Source organism: Carbonicoccus niuqiaonis (assembly GCF_050157065.1).
In the GTDB taxonomy this organism is placed as follows: domain Bacteria; phylum Actinomycetota; class Actinomycetes; order Propionibacteriales; family Propionibacteriaceae; genus Avipropionibacterium.
This window is the reverse complement of the sequence record NZ_CP189573.1, coordinates 3,368,585-3,393,263: the sequence shown is the minus strand read 5'-3', so window position 1 is coordinate 3,393,263 and position 24,679 is coordinate 3,368,585. Positions and strand designations below refer to the sequence as shown.

The 24,679-nt window shown below is 69.1% G+C and carries 22 protein-coding genes, 3 tRNA genes and 1 riboswitch; of the genes, 10 read left to right on the top strand and 15 right to left on the bottom strand.

Annotated elements, in window-relative coordinates; all coding sequences use genetic code 11:
* Positions 1-111: 111 nt before the first annotated feature.
* The 11 genes from ACQBAU_RS15555 to ACQBAU_RS15505 all read right to left on the bottom strand — a co-directional run bounded on the left by ACQBAU_RS15555 (position 112) and on the right by ACQBAU_RS15505 (position 14,237).
* The gene (locus ACQBAU_RS15555; RefSeq protein WP_465256146.1) at positions 112-2,028 is read right to left on the bottom strand and encodes a M13 family metallopeptidase; all 1,917 of its coding nucleotides are present in this window, start codon (positions 2,026-2,028) and stop codon (positions 112-114) included.
* 62 nt (positions 2,029-2,090) lie between these two features.
* Entirely contained in the window at positions 2,091-3,254 is a 1,164-nt protein-coding gene (locus tag ACQBAU_RS15550; RefSeq protein WP_465256145.1) for a hypothetical protein, read from the bottom strand.
* Between the two features lie 236 nt (positions 3,255-3,490).
* Positions 3,491-4,435: an EamA family transporter RarD gene (gene rarD, locus ACQBAU_RS15545; RefSeq protein WP_465256144.1), complete on the bottom strand. Its 945-nt coding sequence runs from the start codon at positions 4,433-4,435 to the stop codon at positions 3,491-3,493.
* A gap of 22 nt (positions 4,436-4,457) precedes the next feature.
* Positions 4,458-5,570 carry a 2-oxoacid:ferredoxin oxidoreductase subunit beta gene (locus ACQBAU_RS15540; protein ID WP_465256143.1) on the bottom strand — a complete coding sequence of 371 codons (1,113 nt, stop codon included), beginning with the start codon at positions 5,568-5,570 and terminating at the stop codon, positions 4,458-4,460.
* Positions 5,567-7,384 (bottom strand): 2-oxoacid:acceptor oxidoreductase subunit alpha, encoded by a 1,818-nt coding sequence (locus ACQBAU_RS15535; RefSeq protein ID WP_434548467.1) that lies wholly within the window; start codon positions 7,382-7,384, stop codon positions 5,567-5,569. Before ACQBAU_RS15535 ends, ACQBAU_RS15540 begins: the two co-directional genes overlap by 4 nt.
* A gap of 178 nt (positions 7,385-7,562) precedes the next feature.
* A complete protein-coding gene (gene tenA, locus ACQBAU_RS15530; protein WP_465256134.1) occupies positions 7,563-8,279 on the bottom strand; it encodes a thiaminase II in 717 nt (238 codons plus the stop codon).
* Positions 8,280-8,314: 35 nt separating this feature from the next.
* A riboswitch (TPP riboswitch) is annotated at positions 8,315-8,428 on the bottom strand.
* A gap of 15 nt (positions 8,429-8,443) precedes the next feature.
* Entirely contained in the window at positions 8,444-10,705 is a 2,262-nt protein-coding gene (locus tag ACQBAU_RS15525) for a DUF4962 domain-containing protein (RefSeq protein ID WP_465256133.1), read from the bottom strand.
* 10 nt (positions 10,706-10,715) lie between these two features.
* A complete protein-coding gene (locus ACQBAU_RS15520; RefSeq protein ID WP_465256132.1) occupies positions 10,716-11,873 on the bottom strand; it encodes a pyridoxal phosphate-dependent aminotransferase in 1,158 nt (385 codons plus the stop codon).
* A gap of 24 nt (positions 11,874-11,897) precedes the next feature.
* The gene (locus tag ACQBAU_RS15515) at positions 11,898-12,941 is read right to left on the bottom strand and encodes a 3-hydroxyisobutyryl-CoA hydrolase (RefSeq protein ID WP_434548158.1); all 1,044 of its coding nucleotides are present in this window, start codon (positions 12,939-12,941) and stop codon (positions 11,898-11,900) included.
* A complete protein-coding gene (locus ACQBAU_RS15510) occupies positions 12,926-13,741 on the bottom strand; it encodes an exodeoxyribonuclease III (RefSeq protein WP_434548468.1) in 816 nt (271 codons plus the stop codon). The genes ACQBAU_RS15515 and ACQBAU_RS15510 overlap by 16 nt, the downstream gene beginning before the upstream one ends.
* Positions 13,742-13,745: 4 nt before the next feature.
* On the bottom strand, positions 13,746-14,237 hold the full coding sequence (locus ACQBAU_RS15505; protein WP_465256131.1) for a YajQ family cyclic di-GMP-binding protein: 492 nt from the start codon (positions 14,235-14,237) through the stop codon (positions 13,746-13,748).
* A 193-nt stretch (positions 14,238-14,430) separates the two neighbouring features.
* Between ACQBAU_RS15505 and ACQBAU_RS15500 the strand changes: the two genes are divergently transcribed.
* The 10 genes from ACQBAU_RS15500 to treZ all read left to right on the top strand — a co-directional run bounded on the left by ACQBAU_RS15500 (position 14,431) and on the right by treZ (position 20,395).
* A tRNA-Tyr gene (locus ACQBAU_RS15500) sits at positions 14,431-14,512 on the top strand.
* A 109-nt stretch (positions 14,513-14,621) separates the two neighbouring features.
* Complete coding sequence (locus ACQBAU_RS15495) at positions 14,622-15,218, top strand: TetR/AcrR family transcriptional regulator (RefSeq protein ID WP_465256130.1); 597 nt, start codon at positions 14,622-14,624, stop codon at positions 15,216-15,218.
* A 46-nt stretch (positions 15,219-15,264) separates the two neighbouring features.
* Positions 15,265-16,002 (top strand): lysophospholipid acyltransferase family protein, encoded by a 738-nt coding sequence (locus ACQBAU_RS15490; protein WP_465259374.1) that lies wholly within the window; start codon positions 15,265-15,267, stop codon positions 16,000-16,002.
* Between the two features lie 280 nt (positions 16,003-16,282).
* Positions 16,283-16,355 (top strand) — tRNA-Thr (locus ACQBAU_RS15485).
* Positions 16,356-16,373: 18 nt separating this feature from the next.
* A tRNA-Met gene (locus ACQBAU_RS15480) sits at positions 16,374-16,450 on the top strand.
* 48 nt (positions 16,451-16,498) lie between these two features.
* The gene (gene rpmG, locus ACQBAU_RS15475; RefSeq protein ID WP_434548160.1) at positions 16,499-16,666 is read left to right on the top strand and encodes a 50S ribosomal protein L33; all 168 of its coding nucleotides are present in this window, start codon (positions 16,499-16,501) and stop codon (positions 16,664-16,666) included.
* Positions 16,667-16,742: 76 nt separating this feature from the next.
* Positions 16,743-17,159 (top strand): FAS1-like dehydratase domain-containing protein, encoded by a 417-nt coding sequence (locus ACQBAU_RS15470; protein ID WP_465256128.1) that lies wholly within the window; start codon positions 16,743-16,745, stop codon positions 17,157-17,159.
* On the top strand, positions 17,156-17,581 hold the full coding sequence (locus tag ACQBAU_RS15465; protein ID WP_465256127.1) for a MaoC/PaaZ C-terminal domain-containing protein: 426 nt from the start codon (positions 17,156-17,158) through the stop codon (positions 17,579-17,581). The genes ACQBAU_RS15470 and ACQBAU_RS15465 overlap by 4 nt, the downstream gene beginning before the upstream one ends.
* Complete coding sequence (locus ACQBAU_RS15460) at positions 17,574-18,641, top strand: UDP-N-acetylmuramate dehydrogenase (RefSeq protein WP_434548163.1); 1,068 nt, start codon at positions 17,574-17,576, stop codon at positions 18,639-18,641. Before ACQBAU_RS15465 ends, ACQBAU_RS15460 begins: the two co-directional genes overlap by 8 nt.
* On the top strand, positions 18,638-20,395 hold the full coding sequence (gene treZ, locus ACQBAU_RS15455) for a malto-oligosyltrehalose trehalohydrolase (RefSeq protein WP_465256126.1): 1,758 nt from the start codon (positions 18,638-18,640) through the stop codon (positions 20,393-20,395). Before ACQBAU_RS15460 ends, treZ begins: the two co-directional genes overlap by 4 nt.
* Here the strand turns inward: treZ and ACQBAU_RS15450 are convergent, their stop codons facing one another.
* The 4 genes from ACQBAU_RS15450 to ACQBAU_RS15435 all read right to left on the bottom strand — a co-directional run bounded on the left by ACQBAU_RS15450 (position 20,396) and on the right by ACQBAU_RS15435 (position 24,522).
* The gene (locus ACQBAU_RS15450; RefSeq protein ID WP_465256125.1) at positions 20,396-22,033 is read right to left on the bottom strand and encodes a hypothetical protein; all 1,638 of its coding nucleotides are present in this window, start codon (positions 22,031-22,033) and stop codon (positions 20,396-20,398) included.
* Positions 22,018-22,836 (bottom strand): ABC transporter ATP-binding protein, encoded by an 819-nt coding sequence (locus tag ACQBAU_RS15445; RefSeq protein ID WP_434548166.1) that lies wholly within the window; start codon positions 22,834-22,836, stop codon positions 22,018-22,020. Before ACQBAU_RS15445 ends, ACQBAU_RS15450 begins: the two co-directional genes overlap by 16 nt.
* Before the next feature lie 82 nt (positions 22,837-22,918).
* Positions 22,919-24,052, bottom strand: a complete 1,134-nt coding sequence (locus ACQBAU_RS15440) for an SPFH domain-containing protein (RefSeq protein WP_434548167.1) — start codon at positions 24,050-24,052, stop codon at positions 22,919-22,921.
* The gene (locus tag ACQBAU_RS15435) at positions 24,052-24,522 is read right to left on the bottom strand and encodes an NfeD family protein (protein WP_434548168.1); all 471 of its coding nucleotides are present in this window, start codon (positions 24,520-24,522) and stop codon (positions 24,052-24,054) included. Before ACQBAU_RS15435 ends, ACQBAU_RS15440 begins: the two co-directional genes overlap by 1 nt.
* Positions 24,523-24,679: the final 157 nt, after the last annotated feature.

The window sequence follows — 24,679 nt, the reverse complement described above, 5'->3', positions numbered from 1 at the left end:
CGCTCCTTGTGGGGACGTCCCAGTCACTCAGCCCACGGCAACAACGACGTTACGAACGGTGCACCAGTGGGCGACAACATGTCGACCAACAACCCTGACCGGCCGGTAACCTCACCAGATCGTGACCCGGTCCTCCGGAGCGAGCCAGAGCTCGTCGCCCTCGGCCACCTCGTACGTGGTGTGGAAGTCGTCGATGTTGCGTACGACCTGGTTGCAGCGGAACTCCGGCGGCGAGTGCGGATCGGTGGCGAGCCGTCGCAGCGTGTGCTCGTCGCGGGCCTTGTAACGCCAGATGGTCGCCCAGCTGCGGAACAGCTCGTCCAGCTCGTCGGTGGTGACCGCGTCACCACGCTGCAGCTTGTACGCCTTCAGTGCGATCCCGAGCCCGCCCAGGTCACCGATGTTCTCGCCGATCGTGAGCTCACCGTTGACCCGGTGGCCCGGGGTCTGCTCCGGTTCGAGTGCCCCGTACTGCTCGATCAGCGCGGCGGTCCGGGACTCGAACGCGGCCCGGTCCTCGTCGGTCCACCAGTTGACCAGCCGACCGTCGCCGTCACAGGTCGAGCCCTGGTCGTCGAACCCGTGACCGATCTCGTGCCCGATCACCGCGCCGATGCCGCCGTAGTTCACCGCGTCCGCGGCGTCCTCGTCGAAGAACGGCGGCTGCAGGATCGCGGCCGGGAAGACGATCTCGTTGCGCAGCGGGTGGTAGTACGCGTTCACCGTCTGCGGGGTCATCAGCCACTCGTCCAGATCGGTCGGCTGCCCGATCTTGGACATCCGCCAGTCCAGGGTGAACGCGTTGGCCCGCCGGACGTTCCCGATCAGGTCGGTCGGGTCGATGACCAGCTCGGAGTAGTCACGCCACTTCACCGGGAAGCCGATCTTGGGGCGAAACTTCGACAGCTTGTCGAGCGCCTTCTCCCGGGTGGCATCGGTCATCCAGTCGAGCCGGCTGATCGACTCCCGGTAGGCGGCGATCAGGTTGGCGACCAGCTCGTCCATCCGGTCCTTGGCGTTCGGCGAGAAGTGGCGGTCCACGTACACCTGGCCGACCGCCTCGCCGAGGGCACCCTCGACCAGGTCGACGCCCCGCTTCCACCGCTCCTTGAGCTTCGGCGTCCCCGACAAGATGGTGCCGTAGAACCGGAACCGCTCGTCGACGAACGCTTCGGGCAGGTACGGCGACAGCGACGACACGATCCGCCAACGGGTCCACGACTTCCAGTCGTCGAGCCGTTCGGGCACCAACAGCTCGCCGATCCCGGTGAAGAACGACGGCTGCATGTTGACGACCTCGGCGTACGTCGTCGCCGGCAGTTGGGCGCCGGTCCAGAACGCGTCCCAGTCCAGCCCCGGGGCGGATTCGCGCAGCTCGGCGTCGGTCATCAGGTTGTACATCTGCTGCATGTCACGGGTACGCACCTTGTCCCAGTGGTGCGAGGCGATCTCGGTCTCCAGCCGCAGCACGGTGGCCGCCTGGGCGTCGGCGTCGGCAAGCTCGGCGAGCCGGAACGAGGCGGCGATGTGCTCGGCGTACTGGTCACGCAGCGTCGCGTACTTCTCCTCGCGGTAGTACTCCTCGTCCGGCAGGCCGAGCCCGGCCTGGCCCACGAACAGCAGCACCCGGCCCGGCTCGCCCGGGTCGGACTCGGAGTCGAAGCCGATCAACCCGGACACGCTGTCGCGGCCGAGCTCGCCGGTCAGCCGCAACAGCTCACCCGGGGTGGTGACGGCGTCGACGGCGGCCAGCGGCTCGGTCAGGGGCGCGGTGCCCAGGGCCTCGATCCGGTCGGTGTCGGAGAAACTGGCGAACAGGTCGCGGATCTGGATCTCGGCCAGCCCCTCGGCGTCATCCCCGAGACTGGTGATGATGTCGCGTACGGCTTCCTCCGCGGTGTCGCGGAGCTCGTCGAAGGCCCCGGCGGACGGCTTGTCGGACGGGATCTCGGCATCGGCCAACCAAGCGCCGTTCACGTGGCGGAACAGGTCGTCCTGGACACGGGGAGTGGAAAGAGAATCGGTCACGTCCCCCAATCTATCGGGGGACGTGACCGATTCAGGTGTCGGACGTCAGGGACTGACGCGGATCAGGAGGTCCAGCTGAACTTCGGCTCCTCGCCGGAGAAGTCCATCGTCGCGATGTTCGTGTCGGTCGTACGGAGGCGAGCGTCGAAGTAGACCCCACTACCGTTCTTGGTACCCGTGACGTAGTACTTGATCTTCGGGTAGTACCGGAAGGTCGCGGTGAGCGGATTCTCCCGCTCCAGACGCGGCTCGGCGTCGGCGAACTGGTCACCCTCCTTGGTGAATTTCAACGAGTTCATGTCCAGCTTGATGGCACCGTTCTCGAGGTTCGGCCGCGCCTGGATGGGGCAGCCCTCGGGGGCGAGCTCCTTCTTGGCGAGGCAGGCGTCGAGGCTCTTGTTGGCGGCGGCGATCATCGCAGCACTGCCCTCCTCGGTCAGCGTGGGCTGCATCTCGCTGATCGAGGACGAGGAGAACCGGCTCGGCTGGTCGACGGTGATGACGTCCTTGCCCTCCGGGAAGGTCACGTACTCGTTGCCGGTCGAGAACTGGTAGGTGCCCGGGAACAGGAAGACCTTATTGGCGGTCGCGGCGACCCCGTTGATCGTCGGCTTGATGCCCAGGTACTCGATGTTGACCTCGGCGGCGACCGACTGGAGCTTCCAGTCGTTGCCGATCTCCTCGACGCGGATGTTGGCGTTGATGTTGCGCTCACCGATGGTGAAGCTGACCGGCACCTCGTAGATGTAGTCGTCGTCGACCTCGGCGACCACCACGTTGGTGATGGGGGCGAGCTCGTTCGACTTGGTCAGCACCTCGTTGGTGAGGAACGTCTTGTCGGTCGGGTCGACCTGTGCGTAGCCGAGTGCGGCTTCGGCGTCACCGGCGACGATGGCGTCGAAGTAGCCCTGCACCGCTTCGGTGGGGCCACCGCCGCCGAAACCGCCGGCGCCACGGCTCAGCACCACGCCGGCCACGATGGCGGCGATCACCACGACGGCGGCGATCGAGGAGATCAACGCGATCATCGGCCCGTTCGACTTCTTCTTCGGCGCGCCGGGCGGAACGCCGGGGCCCATCTGGCTGCCCGCCGGTCCGGGGCCCATCTGGGTGGTGGGGCTCATGCCGTACTGCTGCTGGTAGCCGGGGCCCGAGGCGCTCGCCGCAGAAGCCGGCGGACCACCGTAGCCGGGGCCGGCCGGCGGGTTCGCGCTTCCGGACGACATCGGGGGCTCCTCGAATCCTCCGGGCGGACCCGACTGGCCGGATGACGGACCGAATTGCGGGCCGGGCGGAGGCCCACCGTAGTTGGGGCCGGGGCCGCCCGGCTGTCCCGGGTAGTTGCCGCTCATGGTTGTCTCCCATCGTGTGCCCCCGCGGGGCGATCCAAACGTGTCGTTGAGTCCTGCTGCGTCCGACAGACCGGTGGCATCAACGCCCGAACGATACCGGACGTCGCGGTTCAACGGCGTGCAGCAAGACCCTCCGGAGGGACGCACTCCGGTGGCCTGCGGTTCCCCTTCCACCGACGAAGTCCGTCAGCCGACAAGATGACGAGGGACAACCACACGAGGGCGAATCCGATCCAGCGACCCGGGGGCATCGGCTCGGCGAGGATCAGAACGCCCACCAGAAACTGCATGGTGGGTGTGATGTACTGCAACATCCCGAGCAGGCTCAGTGGGACCCGTGCAGCGGCGGCGGAAAACCATATCAAGGGTAACAGGGTCACCAAACCCGCCAGGACCAGCAGAATTGACGTCCGCGGGTCGCCCACCGGGTCGAATGCCGGGGGCTGCCACTGGGCCAGCACCACCAGGAATGCCAGTGCCACCGGGGTCAGCACCGCCGACTCCACCAGCAGCGAGGTCAGCGCACCCAACCGGATCCGCTTCTTCAGCAGCCCGTAACAGCCGAAGCTGACGGCCAGGGTCAGCGAGATCCACGGCACCCGGCCGTACGTGGTGGTCAGCACGACCACGGCGAGGGCAGCGATCCCGACCGCGACCCACTGCAACCGGCGCAGCCGCTCCGACAGCACCACCACGCCCAGCACGATCGACAGGATCGGGTTGACGTAGTAGCCGAGCGCGGTCTCCACCATCCGGCCCTGCTGCACCGCGAAGATGAAGACGCCCCAGTTGATCGAGATCGCGATCGAGGCCAACACCAGCAGCAGGACGGTCCGCGGTCGCCGGAGCGACTTCAGCCCCACCGCGTCAGGGATGCCGCGGCGCCACAGCGCCAGGGCACCCCAACCGACAACGGCGAACACCAGCGACCAGACCACGCGGTGCGCCAGCACCTCCACGCTGTGGACCGGCCCGATCAACGGCCAGAACAGCGGGACCAGGCCCCAGGACCCGTACGCGAGGACTGCGTAGCCGACCCCGCCGGGGCGGGTCATTCGGCCCGGAACGGGGTTCCGGTCATCCGGCGACGGTCCAGGTGTCATTGCCCAGGATCAGTTGCTGCAGCTCCGCCTCGTCCGGCTCGGAGTCGCCGGTGGCGGTCGCGAGCTGGTCGCGGACCTGGTCGTCGTACGAGGGCCGCTCGACCTGACGCAGCACCCCGATCGGGGAACGGGTCATCGCGCCCGGCTTGCTGAGCCGGCTGAGCGCGAAGGCGTACGAGGGGTCGGGGTCGTGGGCGTCATGGACGACCAGCGCGTCGCGGCCGACCTCGGCCACCTCGACGACCTCGAGGCTGCCCGTGTCGGGGTGACGTCGCACCCCGAGCCGGCCCTCGTTGCCGAACACGATCGGCTCACCGTGCTGCAACCGGATCACCGCCTCGGCGGAGGTCTCGGAGTCCTTCAACTCGTCGAACGCACCGTCGTTGAAGATCGGGCAGTTCTGGTAGATCTCGACGAACGACGACCCACGGTGACGCGACGCCTCCTTCAGCACCTCGGTCAGGTGCTTGCGGTCGGAGTCGATGGTGCGCGCCACGAAGCTGGCCTCGGCACCCAACGCCAGGGCGAGCGGGTTGAACGGGGCGTCGACCGAACCCATCGGGGTGGACTTGGTCACCTTGCCCGCCTCGGAGGTGGGGGAGTACTGACCCTTGGTCAACCCGTAGATCTGGTTGTTGAACAGCAGGATCGTGATGTTGACGTTGCGCCGCAGGGCGTGGATCAGGTGGTTGCCACCGATCGACAGGGCGTCACCGTCACCGGTCACCACCCAGACCGCGAGGTCGGGGCGGGCGGTGGCGACCCCGGTCGCGATCGCCGGGGCACGACCGTGGATCGAGTGCATCCCGTAGCTGTCGACGTAGTACGGGAACCGGGCGGCACAGCCGATGCCGGAGATGATCACCGAGTTCTCGCGGCGTATGCCGAGCTCGGGCATGAAGCCCAGGAAGGCGGCCAGGATGGCGTAGTCGCCACAGCCGGGGCACCACCGGACCTCCTGGTCGGAGGTGAAGTCCTTGCGGTTCAGCGGCTCGATCGACAGCGGCACACCCTTCAGGCTGTTGAAGCCCCTGTCGGTGTCACTGTTGGCGTCGGTGTTGGTGCCGGTGTCGTTGGTGAGTGTCATCGCACGTCCTCCTTCGCGGGGAGCGATTCGATCTCGGTCTGCAGGTCGAGGGCCAACTCGCTCAGCGAGATCGGCAGGCCACGCACCCGGGCGTAGCTGTGGACGTCGACCAGGTATTTGGCCCGCAGCAGCATCGCCAGCTGGCCCAGGTTCATCTCGGGGACGATCACCCGCTCGTACGAACGGAGGACGTCGCCGAGGTTGGCGGGGAACGGGTTGAGGTGACGCAGGTGGGTCTGCGCGACCGCCATCCCCTCCTTGCGGACGCGGCGGACCGCGGCGGTGATCGGGCCGTACGTCGACCCCCAGCCGAGCACCAGCACCCGGGCGTCGCCGGTCGGGTCGTCGACCGACAGCTCGGGCAGCACGTCGGCGATGCCGTCGACCTTCTGCTGCCGGGTCCGGACCATCTCCTCGTGGTTGTTCGGGTCGTACGACACGTTGCCGGTGACGGCGTCCTTCTCGATGCCGCCGATCCGGTGCTCCAGGCCCGCCGTGCCGGGGATGGCCCACGGTCGGGCCAGTGTCTTCGGATCACGCACGTACGGGTGGAAGACCGGGTTGCCCTTCTTGTCGGTGCCGTTCGGCTCGGTCGCGAAGTCCGGGTCGATCGGGTCGATCCGGGACAGGTCGGGGACCCGCCACGGCTCGGCGCCGTTCGCCAGGTAGCCGTCGGACAGCACCATCACCGGGGTCCGGTAGTTGATCGCGATCCGGACGGCCTCGATCGCCGTCGCGAAGCAGTCGGACGGCGACTGGGCGGCCAGCACCGGGATCGGCGCCTCGCCGTTGCGGCCGAACATCACCTGCAGCAGGTCGGACTGCTCGGTCTTGGTCGGCAACCCGGTGGACGGTCCGGCGCGCTGGATGTCGCAGATCACCAGCGGCAGCTCGGTCATCACGGCCAGCCCGATGGTCTCGGCCTTCAGCGCGATGCCGGGGCCGGACGAGGTGGTGACCCCGAGGTGCCCGGCGAAGCTGGCGCCGAGTGCGGCACCGACGGCGGCGATCTCGTCCTCGGCCTGGAAGGTGGTGACCCCGAACCGCTTGTGCTTGCTCAGCTCGTGCAGCACGTCGGAGGCCGGGGTGATCGGGTAGGCGCCGAGGAACAGCGGCAGGCGGGCCTTCTGCGAGGCGGCGACCAGGCCGAGGGCCAGTGCGGCGTTGCCGGAGATCTGCCGGTAGTCGCCGGCCGGCATCGGGGCCGGCGCCACCTCGTAGGTGACCGCGAACGCCTCGGTCGTCTCGCCGAAGGCGTGGCCGGTCTTGAACGCGGTGATGTTGGCGTCGCGGATCGCCGGGACCTTGGCGAACTTCTGCGCCAGGAACGAGATCGTACCCTCGGTGGGCCGGTGGTACATCCACGACAGCAGGCCGAGCGCGAACATGTTCTTGGCCCGCGAGGCGTCCTTGCGGTTGAGGCCGAACTCCTTGACCGCCTCGACCGTCATGCCGGTCAGGTCCAGCGGGTGGACCTGGTAGTCGGCGAGGCTGTCGTCGGTCAACGGGTCGGCGTCGTAACCGACCTTGGTCAGGTTGCGCTTGGTGAACTCGTGCGCGTCGGCGATGATCACGCCACCGCGCGGCAGGTCGGCGATGTTGGCCTTGAGTGCTGCCGGGTTCATCGCCACCAGCACATCGGGCCGGTCGCCCGGGGTCATGATGTCGTAGTTGGCGAAGTGGACCTGGAAGCTCGAGACGCCCGGCAGGGTGCCCTGGGGGGCACGGATCTCGGCCGGGAAGTTCGGCAGGGTCGAGATGTCGTTGCCGAAGGTTGCGGAATCGGCGGTGAAGCGGTCGCCGGTCAACTGCATCCCGTCGCCGGAGTCGCCGGCGAATCGGATGACCACTCGATCGAGTGACTGGGTTGTGCCCACGTTGATGGAATGCCTCTCTGGCGGGGTGCGCGCGAACTCGGCCCAGTCTAGTTCGGCCTCCCGACGGCCCCGGGCCCGTCCAGAACGGGCCCGGGGCCGTACGGCTCGGATCGCCTCACCAGGTCTCGCGGCTCCACGCCATCTGCCAGAAGCGGGTCTCGTGGTGACAGCTCAGCTCGAACGCGGCCTCCATCCGGGCCAGCTCGGCCGGACCGGCCTCGGCGGCCAGCACGTCGAGCCGCCGGCAGAACTCGTCCAGCAGGCCCTGGCAGTCCGGCGAACCGTAGAACTCCCACCAGCCGGCGAACGGGTTGTCCGGGCCGGGCGGGGCCTCGGCCAGCAGTCGGGTGCCGGCCCAGATGTAGGTCCACGGGCACGGCAGCAGGGCCGCCATCAGCACCCCCAACGAGTCGTGCGCGGCCGCCATCATGTGGTTGACGTAGGCCTGCGCGCTCGGTGCCAGCCGCTCCACCTGCGCCTCGGCGTACGACACCCCCACCGCATCGCACATCACGTGGTGGGGGTGGGTCTCGTCGTGCAGCAGGAAGTTGGTCTGGTCGGTGAAGAACCCGATCCAGTCACGGTCGGGCGAGGCGGCCGCACCCAGGCCGTAGCACCGCATGAACGCGGTCAGGTACTGGTGGTCCTGGCCGACGTAGTGCAGCACCTTCTCCGGCGCGAGGGTGCCGTCGCGCAGGCCGGCCAGGAACGGGTGCTCCCAGAAGGCCTCGAACAGGTGGTCGTACTTCTCCCGCCAGCGGGCACTGGCCCCGGTCGTCCCGGGAGTGCTGGGAGTGCCGGTGGCGCCGGGCGTGGTGATGGTGGTGGTCATCGGAGGTCTCCGAGCCAGCGCAAGGGGTGCCGTGGTACGACACACCGTCACGATCCCTCCGCTCGCATGATCGAGTTCAGGTCGTCGGGTCCGAACGCTGACGTTCATCTCAGCCCTACCAGTGCGGCAGGACACCCCGTGTGACGGTGCGTCGATCGTACACCTCAGTCGCGGTGCAGGCCGTCGGGTGTGACGGTGTACGACTGTCCGCCGACGGTGATCCGCGCGAGTTCGTCGCCGGGGGTGATCGGGGTGCTCACCTCGACCGAGCCGAAGCGAGCCCACTCCCGGCCGTCGGCCTGCTCGGCGGTGATCGTGGCCGGAGCCCGGTCGGCGGTGCCGGTCGCCAGCAGCACGCCCAGCGCCCGCGGGCCCAGCGGGGTGGAGAACCGCAGGTGGTGCTGCTGATCGCCCCGACGCTCCGGCAGTGGCTCGGGGAACCAGCCGGCCGACCGTTCGAAGAAGCCGGTGTGGTGCCACATCACCTGGCCGACCACGGTGGCAGGGCCCCGCTGCAGGGTGAACCGGCGGGCGGCGTCGTCGAGGTCGAACTCGGCGTAGGAGTGCAGGTTGTGCTGCAGCGCGACGTCACTCTCGGCCAACGGCACCATGTCGTCGAGCAACAGCACCACACCGGTCTCGCGGAACGTGATCACGTGGCGGCGGCACCGGTCGGCCTGCGGGTAGGACGCATCGGCGACGCCGAGCAGATGGACCAGGTTGTCGTCCACGTACGGCTTCGCGATCGACCCGGTGGAGGCGCGGCTGCGCATCAACTGTCCGCCGTCGGAGAGGGTCACGCAGTTGTGGGCCTTGGTGTGCCACACCCAGTGGGCGTGGTGGTCGGTCGCGTAGCCGTCGTAGTAGCCGCTCGGCATCAACATCACCTGGCCGGCCACGTGCAGCACCACGTCGTTGTTGTCGGCATGGGAGTGGCTCCACGATCCCAGCGGCGAGCTGCGGAACAGCACGGCGACGTCGTCGCCGGCCGGGCCGTCGACGTGGGACCGGACGGCGGCCCACCCGGCGAACGGGAAGTGGCGCACCACCTCGTCGGTCGGTCGCGTCGGCTCGGGCAGCTCGGTGATCAACGAGACCAGCACCTGCTCGGCACTCGGGTCCTCGGTGCCGCCCCGCTCGCGGTGCACCTGCTCCTGCACCTGCTGCAGGTAGGCCATCACGCTGCCGTCACCGGTCTCCCGGGCGATCAGTTCGACCAGGTGGGCGTTGGAGTTGCGGGCACTCGAGGCGTCGGTGCCGTCGCCGAAGCCCATCCACTCCGCGTACGGCGGGAACGCCCACCGACGCCACTGCCCGTGACCGGCCCAGAACGGGCGGCGGTACAGGTCGACCTCGGCCTGGTGCTTCAGCGTGGTCGCCAGCATCGACATGATCTCCACGTACGCGGCCGCGTACGACACCCCTTCGGCCCAGGCGCCGTCGTCGCCGGCCCACACCGGCCAGATGCCGGCGAGCACCGGGCGCAGCCAGTCCAGCCACTCGCGGGCGGCCGGCACCTCGTCGGCGAGCACGATCGCCCACAACGCCAGGAACACGATCTTGCGTCCCGAGTGGGAGTCGAAGTTGGTGACGCCGTACACGTCCTCCTCGGCGAGCTGACGGAACTGCAGCAGGCACCGGTGGGCGTAGTGGTCGACGACGCGGGCACGTTCCTCGTCGGTGAACTCGTGCCACACCCAGTCGGTGACCTTGGCGGTGTGCCAGATGGTCGCCATGTGGTTCTCGGAGTTGGCGTGCACCTCGGTGGAACCCTCCGGATCCCAACGGGCCAACGAATCCATCCGCTCGCAGGCGGCCCGGGCGTACCGTCGGTCCTCGGTGAAGAGGTGGGCCAGCGCCAGGTGCTGGGCACCGCGGGCGAAGCCCTGGGTGTCGTACACCCCCTTGCGCCAGGCCGCGAACCAGACCTCGTCGCCGTCGACCTCACGGTCGGGCAGGAACGGCGGTTCGTCGAGGTGGTGCGGCTCGGCGAGTGCGGCGTCGGCCAACGCGATGACCTGTTCCCGGTGTGGGGAGTCGGCGAACCGGTCCCGCAGCTGCGGGAGCTCCTCGGTGCGGACGTGGATCCGCGGGTGGCTGGGCGACATCCGGGACAACCATGCGGCGGCCGGCGGCACCTCGAGCACGACGACGTCGTCGGTGAGGTCGAAGGTGAAGGTCTCGGCCTGGCGGTCACCGGCGGACCAGCTCCAGTGGTAGCGGCCGGGGGTCAGGGCGTGCTCCGGCAGGAACATCGGGACGGTGGTGGTCACGTCGAGGACGGGGGACGTCAGGTCGGGGTTGGGTGAGACCACCAGGCGGAACTGCGTCTGGTCGGGCTCGGGAAGCCACGCCAGCAGCGGCGGGTTGGTGCCCGGGCTCTCATCGTGTCGGGGCTGGCGTGGATCCAGATGTGGGTGCGTCATCTGCGACACCCTACGGCCGTGCCAACCGGGCCAGTCGCTCGGCGCCGGCGGCCAGTACCTCGGGCCGCTTGCAGAACGCGAACCGCACCAACGTCTCCACCCCGGTGGGGTCGCCGTAGAACACCTGACTCGGGATCGCGGCCACCCCGCACCGTTCCGGCAAGGCGCGGCAGAACGCCAACGAGTCGGTCTCACCGATCTCGGCGATGTCGACGGTGAGGAAGTAGGTGCCCTGGCTGGGGCGGGCGGTCAGCCCGGCGCCGGCCAGGCCAGCCAGCAACAGGTCACGACCGGCCTGCAGCCGGTCGCGGATCTCGGCCAGCCGATCGTCGCGAAGGCCAAGCCCGGTGGCGATCCCGAGCTGGAACGGGGCGGCGTGGGTGTAGCTCAGGAACTGCTTGGTGGTGGTCACCGCGGTGATCAACTCCGCCGGTCCGCACGCCCAGCCGACCTTCCAGCCGGTGGTGGAGAAGGTCTTGCCGCCCGAGGAGATGGTGATCGTCCGGGCCGCCATCCCCGGCAGGGTGGCGATCGGGACGTGTCGGTGGTCGTCGAAGGTGAGGTGCTCGTACACCTCGTCCGACACCACCAGCAGGTCGTGTTCTGCTGCCACCGCAGCAATCCCGGCCAGCTCGTCGGCGTCCAGCACCCGGCCGGTCGGGTTGTGCGGTGAGTTGATCAACAACAGCCGGGTCCGGTCGGTGACGGCGGCCCGTAGGGCGGCGAGGTCGAGCCGATGGTCGGGATGTTGCAGTCGGACCGGCACCAGCACCCCGCCGGCCAGGGCGATCGTGGCGGCGTACGAGTCGTACGTGGGCTCGAGGGCGATCACCTCGTCCCCGGGCTCGCACAGCGCGAGCAGGCTCGCCGCGATCGCCTCGGTCGCGCCGACGGTGACCAACACCTCGGTCGCCGGGTCGTGGGTGAGCCCGTAGTGGCGGAACTGGTGCTCGGCCACGGCTTCCCGGAGCTCCGGGACACCACGACCCGGCGGATACTGGTTGGCACCGGCGTTGATCGCGGCGACCGCGGCCGCCAACACCTCCGGCGGACCGTCGGTGTCGGGGAACCCCTGACCGAGGTTGATCGCGTCGGCGCGGGTGGCCCGCTCCGACATCTCCGCGAAGATGGTGGTGCCGAAGCCGCGCATCCGCCGGACGAGTTCCATGATCAGGCCAGTTCCATGATCAGGTCAGATCCGTACCGGGACGCGGAAGAACGCCTCGACCTCGTCGGGGGTGACGTCGTCGACCGAGGCGTGCTGCCATCGCGGCTGGCGGTCCTTGTCGATCAGCTGCGCCCGGACGCCCTCGACGAAGTCGGGGGAGCCGGCGAAGTGTTCGGCCAGGTGGGCGTCGGAGTCGAGCACCTCGACCAGGGTCATGGTGGCGGCCCGGCGCAGCCCGGCCAGGGTGACCGCGACCGCCAGCGGGCTCCGCTGCCGGATCTCGTCGGCGGCCCGGTGGGCGGCCGGGTCGGAGTGGGCGGCGAGCGCGGCCACGATGGCCCCCGCGTCGTCACCGGCGTAGCAGTCGGCCAGCCATGGGCTCTGTGCCGACGGGGCGTCGGGGACGTGTCCGGTGCGGACCTTCAGCGAACCGCCCTCGGCCAGGTGCTCCAGCAGGTCGGCGATCTCGCTCGCGTCGGCGACGACGTCGCCGAGTCCGGCGGCGATCGCATCCCCGGCGCCGACCGTGGTGCCGGTCAGCGCCAGGTGGGTGCCGAGTTCGCCCGGCGCCCGGGCCAGCAGGAACCGGACGCCGACGTCGGGGAAGAAGCCGATCCCGGTCTCGGGCATCGCCACCGCCGACCGGTCGGTGAGCACCCGCATCGACGCGTACGCGGAGATGCCGACCCCGCCACCCATCACGATGCCGTCCATCAACGCGACCGTCGGCTTGCGGTAGTTGGCCAGTGCGGCGTTCATCGCGTACTCGTCGGCCCAGAAGCCGAGGGGTTCGCGGTCCCCGGTGACGATCGCGCTGTGCAAGGCCTTGATGTCGCCGCCGGCACACAGGCCGCGGTCTCCCGCACCGTCGATCACCACGTTGGCCACCGAGTCGTCGGTCGCCCAGTCGTTCAGCTGGCCGGTGATGGCCAGCACCATGTCACGGTTCAGCGCGTTGATCACCTCCGGCCGGTTGAGCCGGATCCGGCCGGTGGCCCGATCGTGGGCGAACAGGACCTGGTCGCCGTGTCCGGGGCGGGGTTGGAAGTTGATCATGTTGATTCCCATTCATAGTCCACGACCACGGGTGCATGGTCGCTGATCCGTCGGTCGTACGAGGGGGACCGGTCGGTGCCTCCACACCGAGCTGCCGCAGCGAGTCGAGGGGTGGCCAGCTGGAGGTCGATCCGCCAGCCGGCGTCGGAGTCCCAGGAGCGGCCGCGCCACGACCACCACGAGTAGGGACCTTGTTCGTCGGGTCGCAGGTGTCGGACCACGTCGACCAGTCGGCGCGGGCCGATCACGGCGTCGATCCACTCCCGTTCGGCGGGCAGGAAGCCCTCGGAGCGGTGCTTGGTGCGCGCGTTCGCCACGTCCTGCGCGGTCGGCGCGATGTTCCAGTCGCCCATCACGCAGAACTCCCGGCCCTCCCGGGCGGCCCTCCGTCGTGCGGTCGTCAGGTACCGGGCGAAGTGGCGGCAGAACCGCAACTTCCGTTCGTACTTGGCGACCAGCGCCTCGTCGCCGTACGGGGTGCCACCCTTGGGCAGGTACAGCGAACCGACCGTCAGGCCGGGTAGGTCGACCTCGACGTAGCGGCCCTCATGGTCGAACTCTCGGCTGCCGGTGCCCAGCCGGATCGCCTCCGGTTCGGTCCGGGTCAGCACGGCGACACCGTTGCGACCGGGCAGGTCGCCGGGGTGGTAGGCAGCCCGGTAGCCCCCGAACGCGTCCTCGGGCAGGGCGTCGACCGGGCAGCGAACCTCTTGCAGGGCAAGGATGTCGGGCCTGCTGGTCGTCAACCAGGTGGCCAAGCCGCGACGGATGGCCGCCCGGATCCCGTTCACGTTGAACGTGGCGAGTCGCAGCACGTCAGCGGTAGTTGGTGAACTGCACCGCGAAGTCGTAGTCCGCGTCGGTGATCAACTTCTGCACCGCCTGCAGGTCGTCCCGCTTCTTCGACGAGATTCGCAGTTCGTCACCCTGGATCTGCGCCTTGACGCCCTTGGGTCCTTCGTCGCGGACCAGCTTGGCGATCTTCTTGGCGTTCTCCGTCGAGATGCCCTCGACCATCGAGCCGGTGATCTTCCACACCTTGCCCGAGCTGCGTGGTTCGCCCGGGTCGAACGCCTTCAGGCTGATGCCACGGCGGACGAGCTTGGACTGGAACACGTCCAGCACGGCCTTGACCCGCTCCTCGGTGCTGGCCTCCAGCTCGATCAGTTCCCCGGACCAGTCGATGGTGGCCCCGGTGTTCTTGAAGTCGAACCGCTGCCGCACCTCCTTGGCCGCCTGGTTCAAGGCGTTGTCGACCTCCTGCTTGTCGAACTTGCTCACCACGTCGAAGGAATTCTCCGAGGCCATGTCTGCTCTCCTTGCCGCGTCGTCGCCACCCCCCGGTGGCCCCGACGTTACCCATGTCGTCGCCACCCCCGGGCACACCGTACGGCAGGAACGTGATCCGGCCCAGCGAGTAGGGCCTTACCGATTGGTCCGCAGCCGCCCACCCTTGCTAAGGTGCTCTTCGCGTCGGTCCACGTGGCCGGCGATGTATGACGGCAGGTTGCCCGAGCGGCCAAAGGGAACGGACTGTAAATCCGTCGGCTCAGCCTACGTTGGTTCGAATCCAACACCTGCCACAGTCGGGGGAGGCCCCGTTGGCAAGCCAGATCGCTTGCCGACGGGGCTTTCGTCGTGTCAGGCCGTGGTCGCTGGCCCTCGAGGCGTGCGAGTGACTAACATGGGTGAATGCCTGAGTCGAGTGCACCGTCTGCCCGCGCGACGCATGCAGCGATTCGTCGTGTCGCACTGTCGCTCTTCGAGACCGAGGGCTACGCCAACGTCACCGTTGCCCAGGTGGCTGCATCGGCCGGGGTCGACCCCATGACGGTCTACCGCCATTTCGGCACCAAACACGGCCTCGTCCTACGCCTGGGCGACGACCTGGGGACGCCGCAACGTCTTGGTGAAGCCTTCGCGGCCGTTGCCCGGCCTGGCGGGTCGCTGCTGGACGCCGTCGAAGCCACGGCCGCGCAGTGGGTGGAGCAAGCGTCCACAGAACTGTTGGATGAAGCGTTCCGGGTCGTCCGGCTGACGGCGACCACCCCGGAACTACGCAACCAAGCCTGGAACAACGTCACCGCGTGGGCCGAGACCTACCAGCCCTGGGTCGCCGAGCTCATGCCAGACGTCGAGCCGCCCCAGGCCGAGTTGGCCAGCCGGATCGCGATCGACGTTGTCGTCGCTGCCGGCCTGGTCTGGGCCACGTCATCGGGGGACAAAGCGGCGGCGCTGGCCGCGCTCCGATCCATGATCGCCGTGGCGCGGCGGGTCTCCCGTGGCTAGGTCTTGGGAGGCGCTCATCCGCAGCCGCCCCATGGCAGCCGTCCGTATGATGCTGCGCTGGACCGTCCTGAAGCCGGTCAGTCGATGGTTCCTGCGGATTCGCGTCACTGGCCTGGCCAACTGCACCGGTCTGGACCAGCCCATCATCGTGATCGCCAACCACAGCTCGCACTGGGACGCGGTCCTGATCCATGGCTACCTCCCCACCAAGATCACCAAGAACCTCGCTACCGCGGCCGCGGCAGATCACTTCTTCCAGCGCAAACGCCGGCCGCTTGCACCGCGGCTACTGTTCAACGCTTTCCCCGTCGAACGGCCCGGCAAGCCAGCGGCGGCACCCCGTGGCCTGACCGGTCACCTACTTGACCAGGGCACATCGGTGTTGATCTTCCCGGAGGGAACGCGGTCGCGAAACGGGGGCGGCAGTCGTGGCGGCCTCAGCCCCGGTGCGGCGATCCTCGCCACCAGGGGCAGCCTCACCGTCCTGCCGGTCCGAATCAGCGGAACCTGGCAGGCCTGGCCGCCCCAACAGCACGGACCCCGACGTCCGCGACACGACGTGAGGATGGTGGTGGGTAAGCCGATCGCGCCCGACGATGGGGAGTCGATCGCCGCCTTCAATCAACGCCTCCACGAGGCAATCACGGAGTCCCCGGAGCGGTCGGTGGATCGCGCCAGCCGAGTGGTGTCCATCGTTGACGGGTTCCCGCGGATCGAGGCCGTCCCCGGAATGGCGATCACCGATGCCGATGTGCAGGAGTGGCGCGATTCCGACCCGCGCTGAGCGCTTCGCTCGGCACCAGCGTCGCGATCGCAGCGTCGATGTGATCCGCCGACCGCGTCGCCGCTGCGCAACGAACGCACGATCTGCTCGGCGTGGCCCAGGAACTCCTCGCCTGATCAGGGCGTCCCCCATCGACGCCCCTCGAGCTTGTCGAGACACCCCAGTGCGTCCGGACGTGGGCCCGGTCTGCCGGCGCCGAGGTCGTGGTCGCCCGATTGGCGCAAGCCGGTCGGCGGCGTGTACATTTGTCCCTCGGTGCCGCCGAGGCTCGGTGGTGCGTGCCCCTATAGCTCAGTAGGCAGAGCGTCTCCATGGTAAGGAGAAGGTCTGCGGTTCGATTCCGCATGGGGGCTCAGGGCTCCGGCCCACGCGGCGGGGTAGCTCAGTTGGTGAGAGCGCACGACTCATAATCGTGAGGTCGCGGGTTCGAATCCCGCCCCCGCTACCACACCGGCGACACGAAGTAGCACCACACCACAGACGGGACACCACAGACATGGCCAGGGCAGCAGAGGTACGGCCGAAGATCACGCTCGCATGCACCGAGTGCAAGGAGCGCAACTACATCACGCGCAAGAACCGTCGCAACACGCCGGACCGCTTGGAGCTGAAGAAGTTCTGCTTCAAGTGCCGCTCGCACACCCCGCACCGCGAGACCCGCTGAGCCCTGCTCCACCAGCATCACGGCCCGCCGAGGACATCCTCGGCGGGCCGATGTGCGTCCCGGGTAGCCTTGACCGGTGCCGATCACGCCTGAACACACTGGCCGGGAGTACCCGCCCACCGCCCCGTACGAGATCACCGCGGTCAAGGTGGCCGAGTTCACCACCGCTCTCGGCGAACGCGACGTCCACCGGGTCCCGCCGACGTTCGCGATGGTGGTGCTGGGCGACGCCTGGCAGGCCATGTTCGACGACCCGGAGCTCGGCCTGGCGCTCCACCGGATCGTCCACGGCGACCAGAAGTTCAGCTGGGAGCGGCCGCTGCGGATCGGTGACGTGGTCACCGCCACCCTCCGGATCGACCGGGTGGTGCAGCGCGGCGGGGTCGACATGATCACCTCGGTCGCCTCCGTCGACACCGTCGACGGCGAGCACGTCGCGACCGCGTCGGCGCTGTTCCTGCACACCCCCGAGACCGAGCCGGACGCATCATGAGTGGCCCTCTCGAGCAGGGCGTGGTCGAGAAGGGGACGGTCCTGCCCGCCCTGACCCAGCGGGTCACCCGGACCGACCTGGTTCGCTACGCCGGCGCCTCGGGCGACTTCAACCCGATCCACCACTCCGACCACGTGGCCACCTCGATGGGGCTGCCGGGCGTGATCGCCCACGGCATGTTCACGATGGGTGTCGCCGCGCGCGTGGTCACCGACTGGCTCGGCGGCACCGACGACATCCTCGGTTACCAGGCCCGCTTCGCCCGGCCGGTCGTCGTCCCCGACACCCACGACGGGGTCGAGCTGGTCGTCACCGGCACCGTCAGCGAGGTCACCGACGACACCGTCACGGTGCTGCTGGACGCCCGGTGCGGTGCGGAGAAGGTGCTGGGCGCGGCCCGGATGGTCATTCGTCGTGGCTGAGCTGCTGGCCGACCACACCACGCTGCGGCTCGGTGGTCCGGCGGCCCGGTGGGTGGAGGCCACCACCACCGACCAGGTGATCGAGGCGGTCAGCGAGGCCGACGCCCGGGGCGAGCCGGTGCTGGTGCTCGGCGGCGGCTCCAACCTGGTGGTCGGCGACGACGGCTTCGACGGCACCGTCGTCGCGGTCCGGACCCGGGGGATCGGGTCCGACCCGGCCAGCTGCGCCTGGACCGGGGCGGAGGTCAACGTCGCCGCCGGCGAGGTCTGGGACGACCTGGTGGTGTTCACCCTCGAACGGGAATTGGCCGGCATCGAGGCGCTGTCGGGCATCCCCGGCCTGGTCGGCGCGACACCGATCCAGAACGTCGGGGCGTACGGGGCAGAGGTCGCCCAGGTCATCGCGCGGGTCCGCACCTGGGACCGACGCGAGAACCGGATCACCACCTTCGCCATGGCCGACTGCGGCTTCGGCTACCGCAGCTCCCGGTTCAAGGACGACCCCGATCACTGGGTGGTGCTCGACGTCACCTTCCAGTTCTCCGGGGCCACGCTGTCGGCGCCGATCCGCTACCCGGAGCTGGCCCGCACCCTCGGCGTCGAGGTCGGCGAGCGGGTCGAGGCACGGGCCGTCCGCGACGCCGTGCTGGCCCTGCGGCGGGGCAAGGGGATGGTGCTCGACCCCGCCGACCACGACACGTGGAGTGCCGGGTCGTTCTTCACCAACCCGGTGCTGTCGGCCGCCGACGCCGACCGGCTGCTGCCACCCGAGGCGCCCCGGTATCCCGATGGCAACCTGGTCAAGACCAGTGCCGCCTGGCTGATCCAGCACGCCGGGTTCGACAAGGGCCACCGACCGGCGGCTGACCCGACGGCTCCGGTGTCACTGTCGACCAAGCACACCCTGGCGCTCACCAACCGCGGTGGCGCCCGGACCGCCGACCTGCTCGGGCTGGCCCGCGAGATCCGCGCCGGGGTGGCCGACCGGTTCGGCATCGGGCTGGTCAACGAGCCGGTGATGGTGAACTGCACCCTGGCGAACGAGGAGACGATTCGATGAGGACCGTTCCGGATCGGTTCGAGGTGTGGGCGCCGCACGCCCGCCGGGTCCGGCTGGCGGTCGGTACTGACGTCCACGACCTGACCCCGGGGGCGGGCGGCTGGTTCCGGCTCGCGCCGGCGATCGCCGCCCGGTACCCGGCCGAGGTCGACTACGGCTACCTGCTCGACGACGACGAGACCGTACGACCCGACCCGCGGTCGAGGTGGCAGCCCGACGGCGTCCACGGGTGGTCGCGGACCTTCGACCCGGCCGCCCACGCGTGGGGAGACGGGGGCTGGACCGGACGGCAGCTGGCCGGTGGCGTGATCTACGAACTCCACATCGGCACCTTCACCCCCGCCGGCACCCTCGACTCGGCGATCGAGCGGCTCGACCACCTGGTCGACCTGGGCGTCGACTTCGTCGAACTGCTGCCGGTCAACGCGTTCAACGGCACCCACAACTGGGGGTACGACGGGGTGCTGTGGTACGCCGTCCACCACACCTACGGTGGGCCGGCGGCGTACCAGCGGTTCGTCGACGCCTGCCACCAGCGGGGCCTCGGGGTGATCCAGGACGTGGTGCACAACCACCTCGGGCCGAGCGGGAACTACCTGCCGCTGTTCGGGCCGTACCTGACCGACGCGGGCCACAGCACCTGGGGGGCACACCTCAACCTGGACGGCCCGGACTCGGACCAGGTGCGGGCCCACATCGTCGACAACGCGGTGATGTGGCTGCGTGACATGCACGTCGACGGGCTCCGGCTCGACGCGGTGCACGCGCTGGTCGACCACACCGCCGTCCACCTGCTCGAGGAGCTCGCGGTCGAGGTGGACGCGCTGTCGGCACACCTCGGTCGCCCGCTGTCGCTGATCGCCGAGTCCGACCTGAACGACCCGCGGTTGATCACCTCGCCGGAGGCCGGCGGGTACGGGCTCACCGCGCAGTGGAGTGACGACTTCCACCATGCGGTGATCACCAACCTGACCGGTGACACCACCGGCTGGTTCGCCGACTTCGCCGGGCTCGACGCCTTGGTGAAGGTGGTGGGCGACGGCTTCTTCCACGACGGTGGGGTGTCCACCTTCCGCGGGCGCCGGCACGGCAGGCCGATCGAGCGCCACACCACGCCGCGGTCCCGGCTGGTGGTGTGCACCGCCAACCACGACCAGGTCGGCAACCGGGCCGACGGTTCCCGACCGTCGTCGCGGCTGGCGCCCGGGCAGCTGGCGATCGCCGCGACGCTGTGCCTGCTCACCCCGTACACGCCGATGCTGTTCATGGGGGAGGAGTGGGGTGCGGCGACCCCGTGGGCGTTCTTCACCTCACACCCCGAGCCGGAGTTGGGCCGGCAGACCGCCGAGGGGCGGCTCGCCGAGTTCACCCGGATGGACTGGGACCCGGCGTCGGTGCCGGACCCGCAGGACCCGGCGACCTTCACCTCCTCGAAGCTCGACTGGTCGGAGCTGTCGGGCGACGGACACGCGGCGATGTTGCAACACCACAAGGACCTGCTGGCGTTGCGCCGATCCCACACCGAGTTCACCGACCCCCGGTTCCCGGCGACCGACGCGATCGCCGACGCCCAGGCGGGCTGGTTCCGGCTCGACGTCGGACGGCTGCACGTCATGATCAACTTCACCGACACCGAGGTGGTCGCCCCGCTGCCGGGTACCGACGCCGAAACCGTGCTGTACGCCCACGGTGACGCCGAGGTCGGTGGCGACGATGTCCGGCTCGGGCCGTACGCGCAGCTCGTGCTCAGCTGATCAGTTCGCCCACTGGCGGACGGTGGCGAAGATCTCGGGCTCGCGCCGGGTCAGCAGCTTGGTGCCGTGGTGCCAACCGAGGGCGAGGACGATCGCTCCGCTGAGCAGCGCGACGAGGGGTGCCAGCCACAACAGCCACGGCCACACCACGATGCCGAGCACGTAGACCACCGCGGCCGGGATGATCGGGATGGTGATGCCGAACATGCCGACCAACACGTTGAGGAAGGCGCTGGCACCGGACCCACTGCTGGACTTGAAGCTTGAGGTGCCGGGACTGTTGACCCGGTACGGCAGCAGCGTCGACAGCACGGCAGCCGTCCCGACCGAGCACAGCGTCAACCCGAGGGCGCCACCGAGCAGCGGCCAGATCCACTCCGGGTGGCCGACGATGATCATCCCGCTGATCGCGAAGACGACGATCAGCGGCACCATGAACGTCAGCACCGCCAGTGCGCGGCCCATCAGATTGGTCCGGGCGTCGAGCCCGGCGGTGAAGTTGACCCAGCTGGCCGGGCCGTCGTAGCCGAAGTCGTTCATCAGCGGAATCGCCGCCCAGGCCATCATGCACGGACCCATCAGCGCCATGAACGGGACGTCCTGGACGACACTCAACGCGATGAACAGCACCGACATGATCGGCATCATGATCACCGTCATCAGGTAGCGCTGGTCACGGCGCCAGTAGCGCAACGACCGGCCGGCGACCGCACCGAGGGCGTTGGTCGGGAAGAACCGGGGGATGAAGGATCCCTTGAGCTCGTGGCCGCCGGTGCTCTGCGAGTCGAGGGCGCCCGTGATCAGCGTCCGGTCCAGCGCCACCCGCCAGACCAGCCAGGCGCCGACCACCAGCAGGGCCGTGATCGCCAGCCGGGCCACCGCGCTCAGCCAGGAACCGGTGGCGACGTCGTAGGGCACCGCGAACGGTGCACCGAGCGGGGTCCAGCCCGCGATCGTCCCGACCCGGTCCATGATCTGCATCGGGTCGAGCCGGGCCAGCCGTTCGGCCTCGGCGGTGAACGCGATCTGCAGCCCGTACATGCCGCCGATGAAGACGACGAAGAAGCCGATGCCGGCAACCTCCCGACGCCGCCGCGAGACGCCGCCGATGGTGGTGGCGGTGACGATCGCGCGGGGGAGCAGGACGCACAGTGCCAGCCCGACGGCGTACAGCACCGGCAGCAGGATCGCACCGATGACGGTGGCGGCACCGATCCCGCCGTCGGCGGCCGCGGCGCGGAACAGTGCCAGCTCACCGACGATGATCATCACCAACACGCCGAGCGCGGTGCACGCGATCGGGATGGAGATGAACGCGGCGGCGAACAGCCCCGGCTGCAGATCCTTGGCCCGCAACGGATAGATGGCGAACTTCGAGGCGGCGAGGGTGTCGTCGATCCCGAACGTGAAGATCGGGATGATCGTCCACATCAGCACCAGCACCGCACCGACGGCCACCAACAGCGGCATCGTCATCGTCGGCAGGAACAGGGCTGAGGCGAACAGGCCGACAGCGGCACCGACCATCGCGAACAGGGCGTACGCGACACCGATGATCGGGCCGATCAGGCGCCTCTTGTCCTGCTGGTAGCTGCCACGCCAGAGCCGCCACTTCAGTCGGGTCAGGAGCGCAACCATCCCAGGCTCCCCTCGGCCAGCTCGGCACCGCCGACCAGATCGATGAACCGGTCGACCAGCGACATGCCGTCGCGGACCTCGGCGACGGGTCCGCTGGCCCGAACCCGCCCCTGGTGGATGATCGCGACGTGGTCGCACAGGCCCTCGACGAGCTCCATCACGTGGCTCGACATGATCACGGTGCCGCCACCGGCGACGTAGTTGCGCAGGATCTGCCGGATGACCTGGCCCGACACCGGGTCGACGGCCTCCAACGGCTCGTCGAGGATCAACAGCCTGGGGGCGTGGATCAGCGCGGAGGCCAGCAGGATCTTCTTCGTCATGCCGGCGGAGTAGTCGGCGACCAGCTTGCTCGCCGACTCGGACAGGTCGAGCGCGGCCAGCAGTTCGGTGGCGCGGGGAGCGACCTCCTCGGCGGACATCCCGCGGATCAGCCCCACGTAGTGCAGCAGTTCCTCCCCCGACAGCCGGTCAAAGGTGCTCAGCCCGTCGGCCAGCACCCCGATCTTCGCCTTCGCGGCCGGCGGATCGGCCCACACGTCGGTGCCGAGGATGAGCACCTGGCCGGCGGTCGGTCGCAGCAGGCCGGTCGCCATCGACAGGGTGGTCGTCTTGCCGGCGCCGTTGGGTCCGACCATCCCGTAGAAGGAGCCGACCGGGATGTCGAGGCTCAGGTCGTCCACCACGACCGCGTCGTCGAACTGCTTGGTGAGCCCTCGCACCGACATGGCGGGCTCGGTCGACACCGCGGGCTCACCGATCGATGGTTGGGCCGTGGGTTGGTCCGGGAGCGGTGAGGTCACCGGGCCACTGTAGTTCGGCTCAGGTTTCTCGTAGTTCGGCTCAGGTTTCTCGTAGTTCGGCTCAGGTTTCTCGTAGTTCGGCTCAGGTCTCGTGCTTCGGCTCCGGCGCTGGCCCGGGCTCCGGGAGGTTCGGTACGGCGGGTGACCGTTGCTCCAGGGCCTGCGCCTCGGCGACCGCCTTCTCGACCACCCGGCTGCTGTCGGCGCGGTCGCGTTCCTTCTGGGCTTCGATCTCGGCCATCACGTCGATCTTCTCCGGTGCGGTGAACTTGCCGACCGCCTCGGAGAACCGCTCCTTCAGTTCGCTGTCGCCGGTGTCGGCACCACCACCCATGGCGGTGCCGAGCCCCTCCAGGGCCTTGGTGACCTCGCTGGGGATGACCCACACCTTGTTGGCGTCGCCCTCCGCGATCTTGGGCAGCATCTGCAGGTACTGGTAGGCGAGCAGCGACTGGTCAGGTTGCCCGGCATGGATCGCGTTGAACACCGTCGTGATGGCCTGGGCCTCACCGTCGGCGGTGAGCATCCGTGACTGCCGTTCGGCCTGGGCACGCAACACCTGCGACTCGCGGTCGCCCTTCGCGCGCAGGATCGCTGACTCCCGCTCGCCGTCGGCGGACAGGATCTGTGACTGTCGTTGGCCTTCGGCGAGCAGGATCTGGGCCCGCTTGTCCCGCTCGGCCCGGGCTCCCTTCTCCATCGCGTCACGGATCGTGGGCGGCGGTTCGATCGACCGCAGCTCCACCCGGTTGACCTTGATGCCCCACTTGCCGGTGGCCTCGTCCAGCACCACCCGCAGCTTGCCGTTGATGTCCTCGCGGCTGGTCAACGTCTCCTCCAGGTCCATCCCGCCGATGATGTTGCGCAGCGTGGTCTGGGTGAGCTGCTCGATGGCGGCGGTGTAGTCCTGTGCCTCGTAGTTGGCGCGGATCGGGTCGATGATCTGGAAGTAGATGACCGAGTCGATCGACACCATCAGGTTGTCCTCGGTGATGACACCCTGTGGCGGGAACGGCACCACCGTCTCGCGCATGTCGAGACGTTCGGTGACCCGGTCGATGACCGGGATCACCAGGTGCGGCCCCGGGTCGAGTTGCCGGTGGAACTTGCCCAGCCGCTCCACGATCCCGACCCGCTGCTGCCGGATGATCTTCACCGAGCTGGCCAACAGCAGTGCGGCCAGCACGAGCGCAACGAGGGTGATGACGTACGGCATCAGAATCCTTCCAGTTCGAGGTCGCGTGGGTGAACCAGCGCGACCGTCCCGTCCAGCTCGAACACGTCGACCTCGGTGTCCGGGGCGATCGTGAGGTGTGGGTCGTACGACCGCGCCGACCATTCCTGTCCGTCGACCTTGACCTCGCCACCGCTCGCGGTCACCGTCTTGGTGACGCGGCCGGACCGGCCGACCATCGCGTCGAGTGAGCTGCGGTAGCCCGGCATGCTGCGGACGCGGCGCAGCAGGGTGGGGCGGAGCAGGGCCAGCGACAGGCCGGAGGTGGCGATCGCGACCAACGCCTGCAACCAGAACAGGTCGGGGGCGACCATGGCGGTGATGCCGGCGGCGATCGCGCCGGCGGCGAGCATGGCGAGCACCAGGTCGAGGGACAGCACCTCGGCGATCCCCAGCACGAGGGCGGCGACGAACCAGACGGCCCAGGCGTTTTCGCTCAACCAGTCAGTCATCGGTGCTCGTTCAACCAGTCAGTCATGCCTGCCTCCGGTGGCTCGGTCGACCAAGCCTACTCGGCGCTGCCCGGGGTACGGTTCGACGGATGGGGTGACGACCGCGTAGACTCTCGGTCTTGGTGACTCGACCACTGTTTCGTCACGCCTTCGTGAC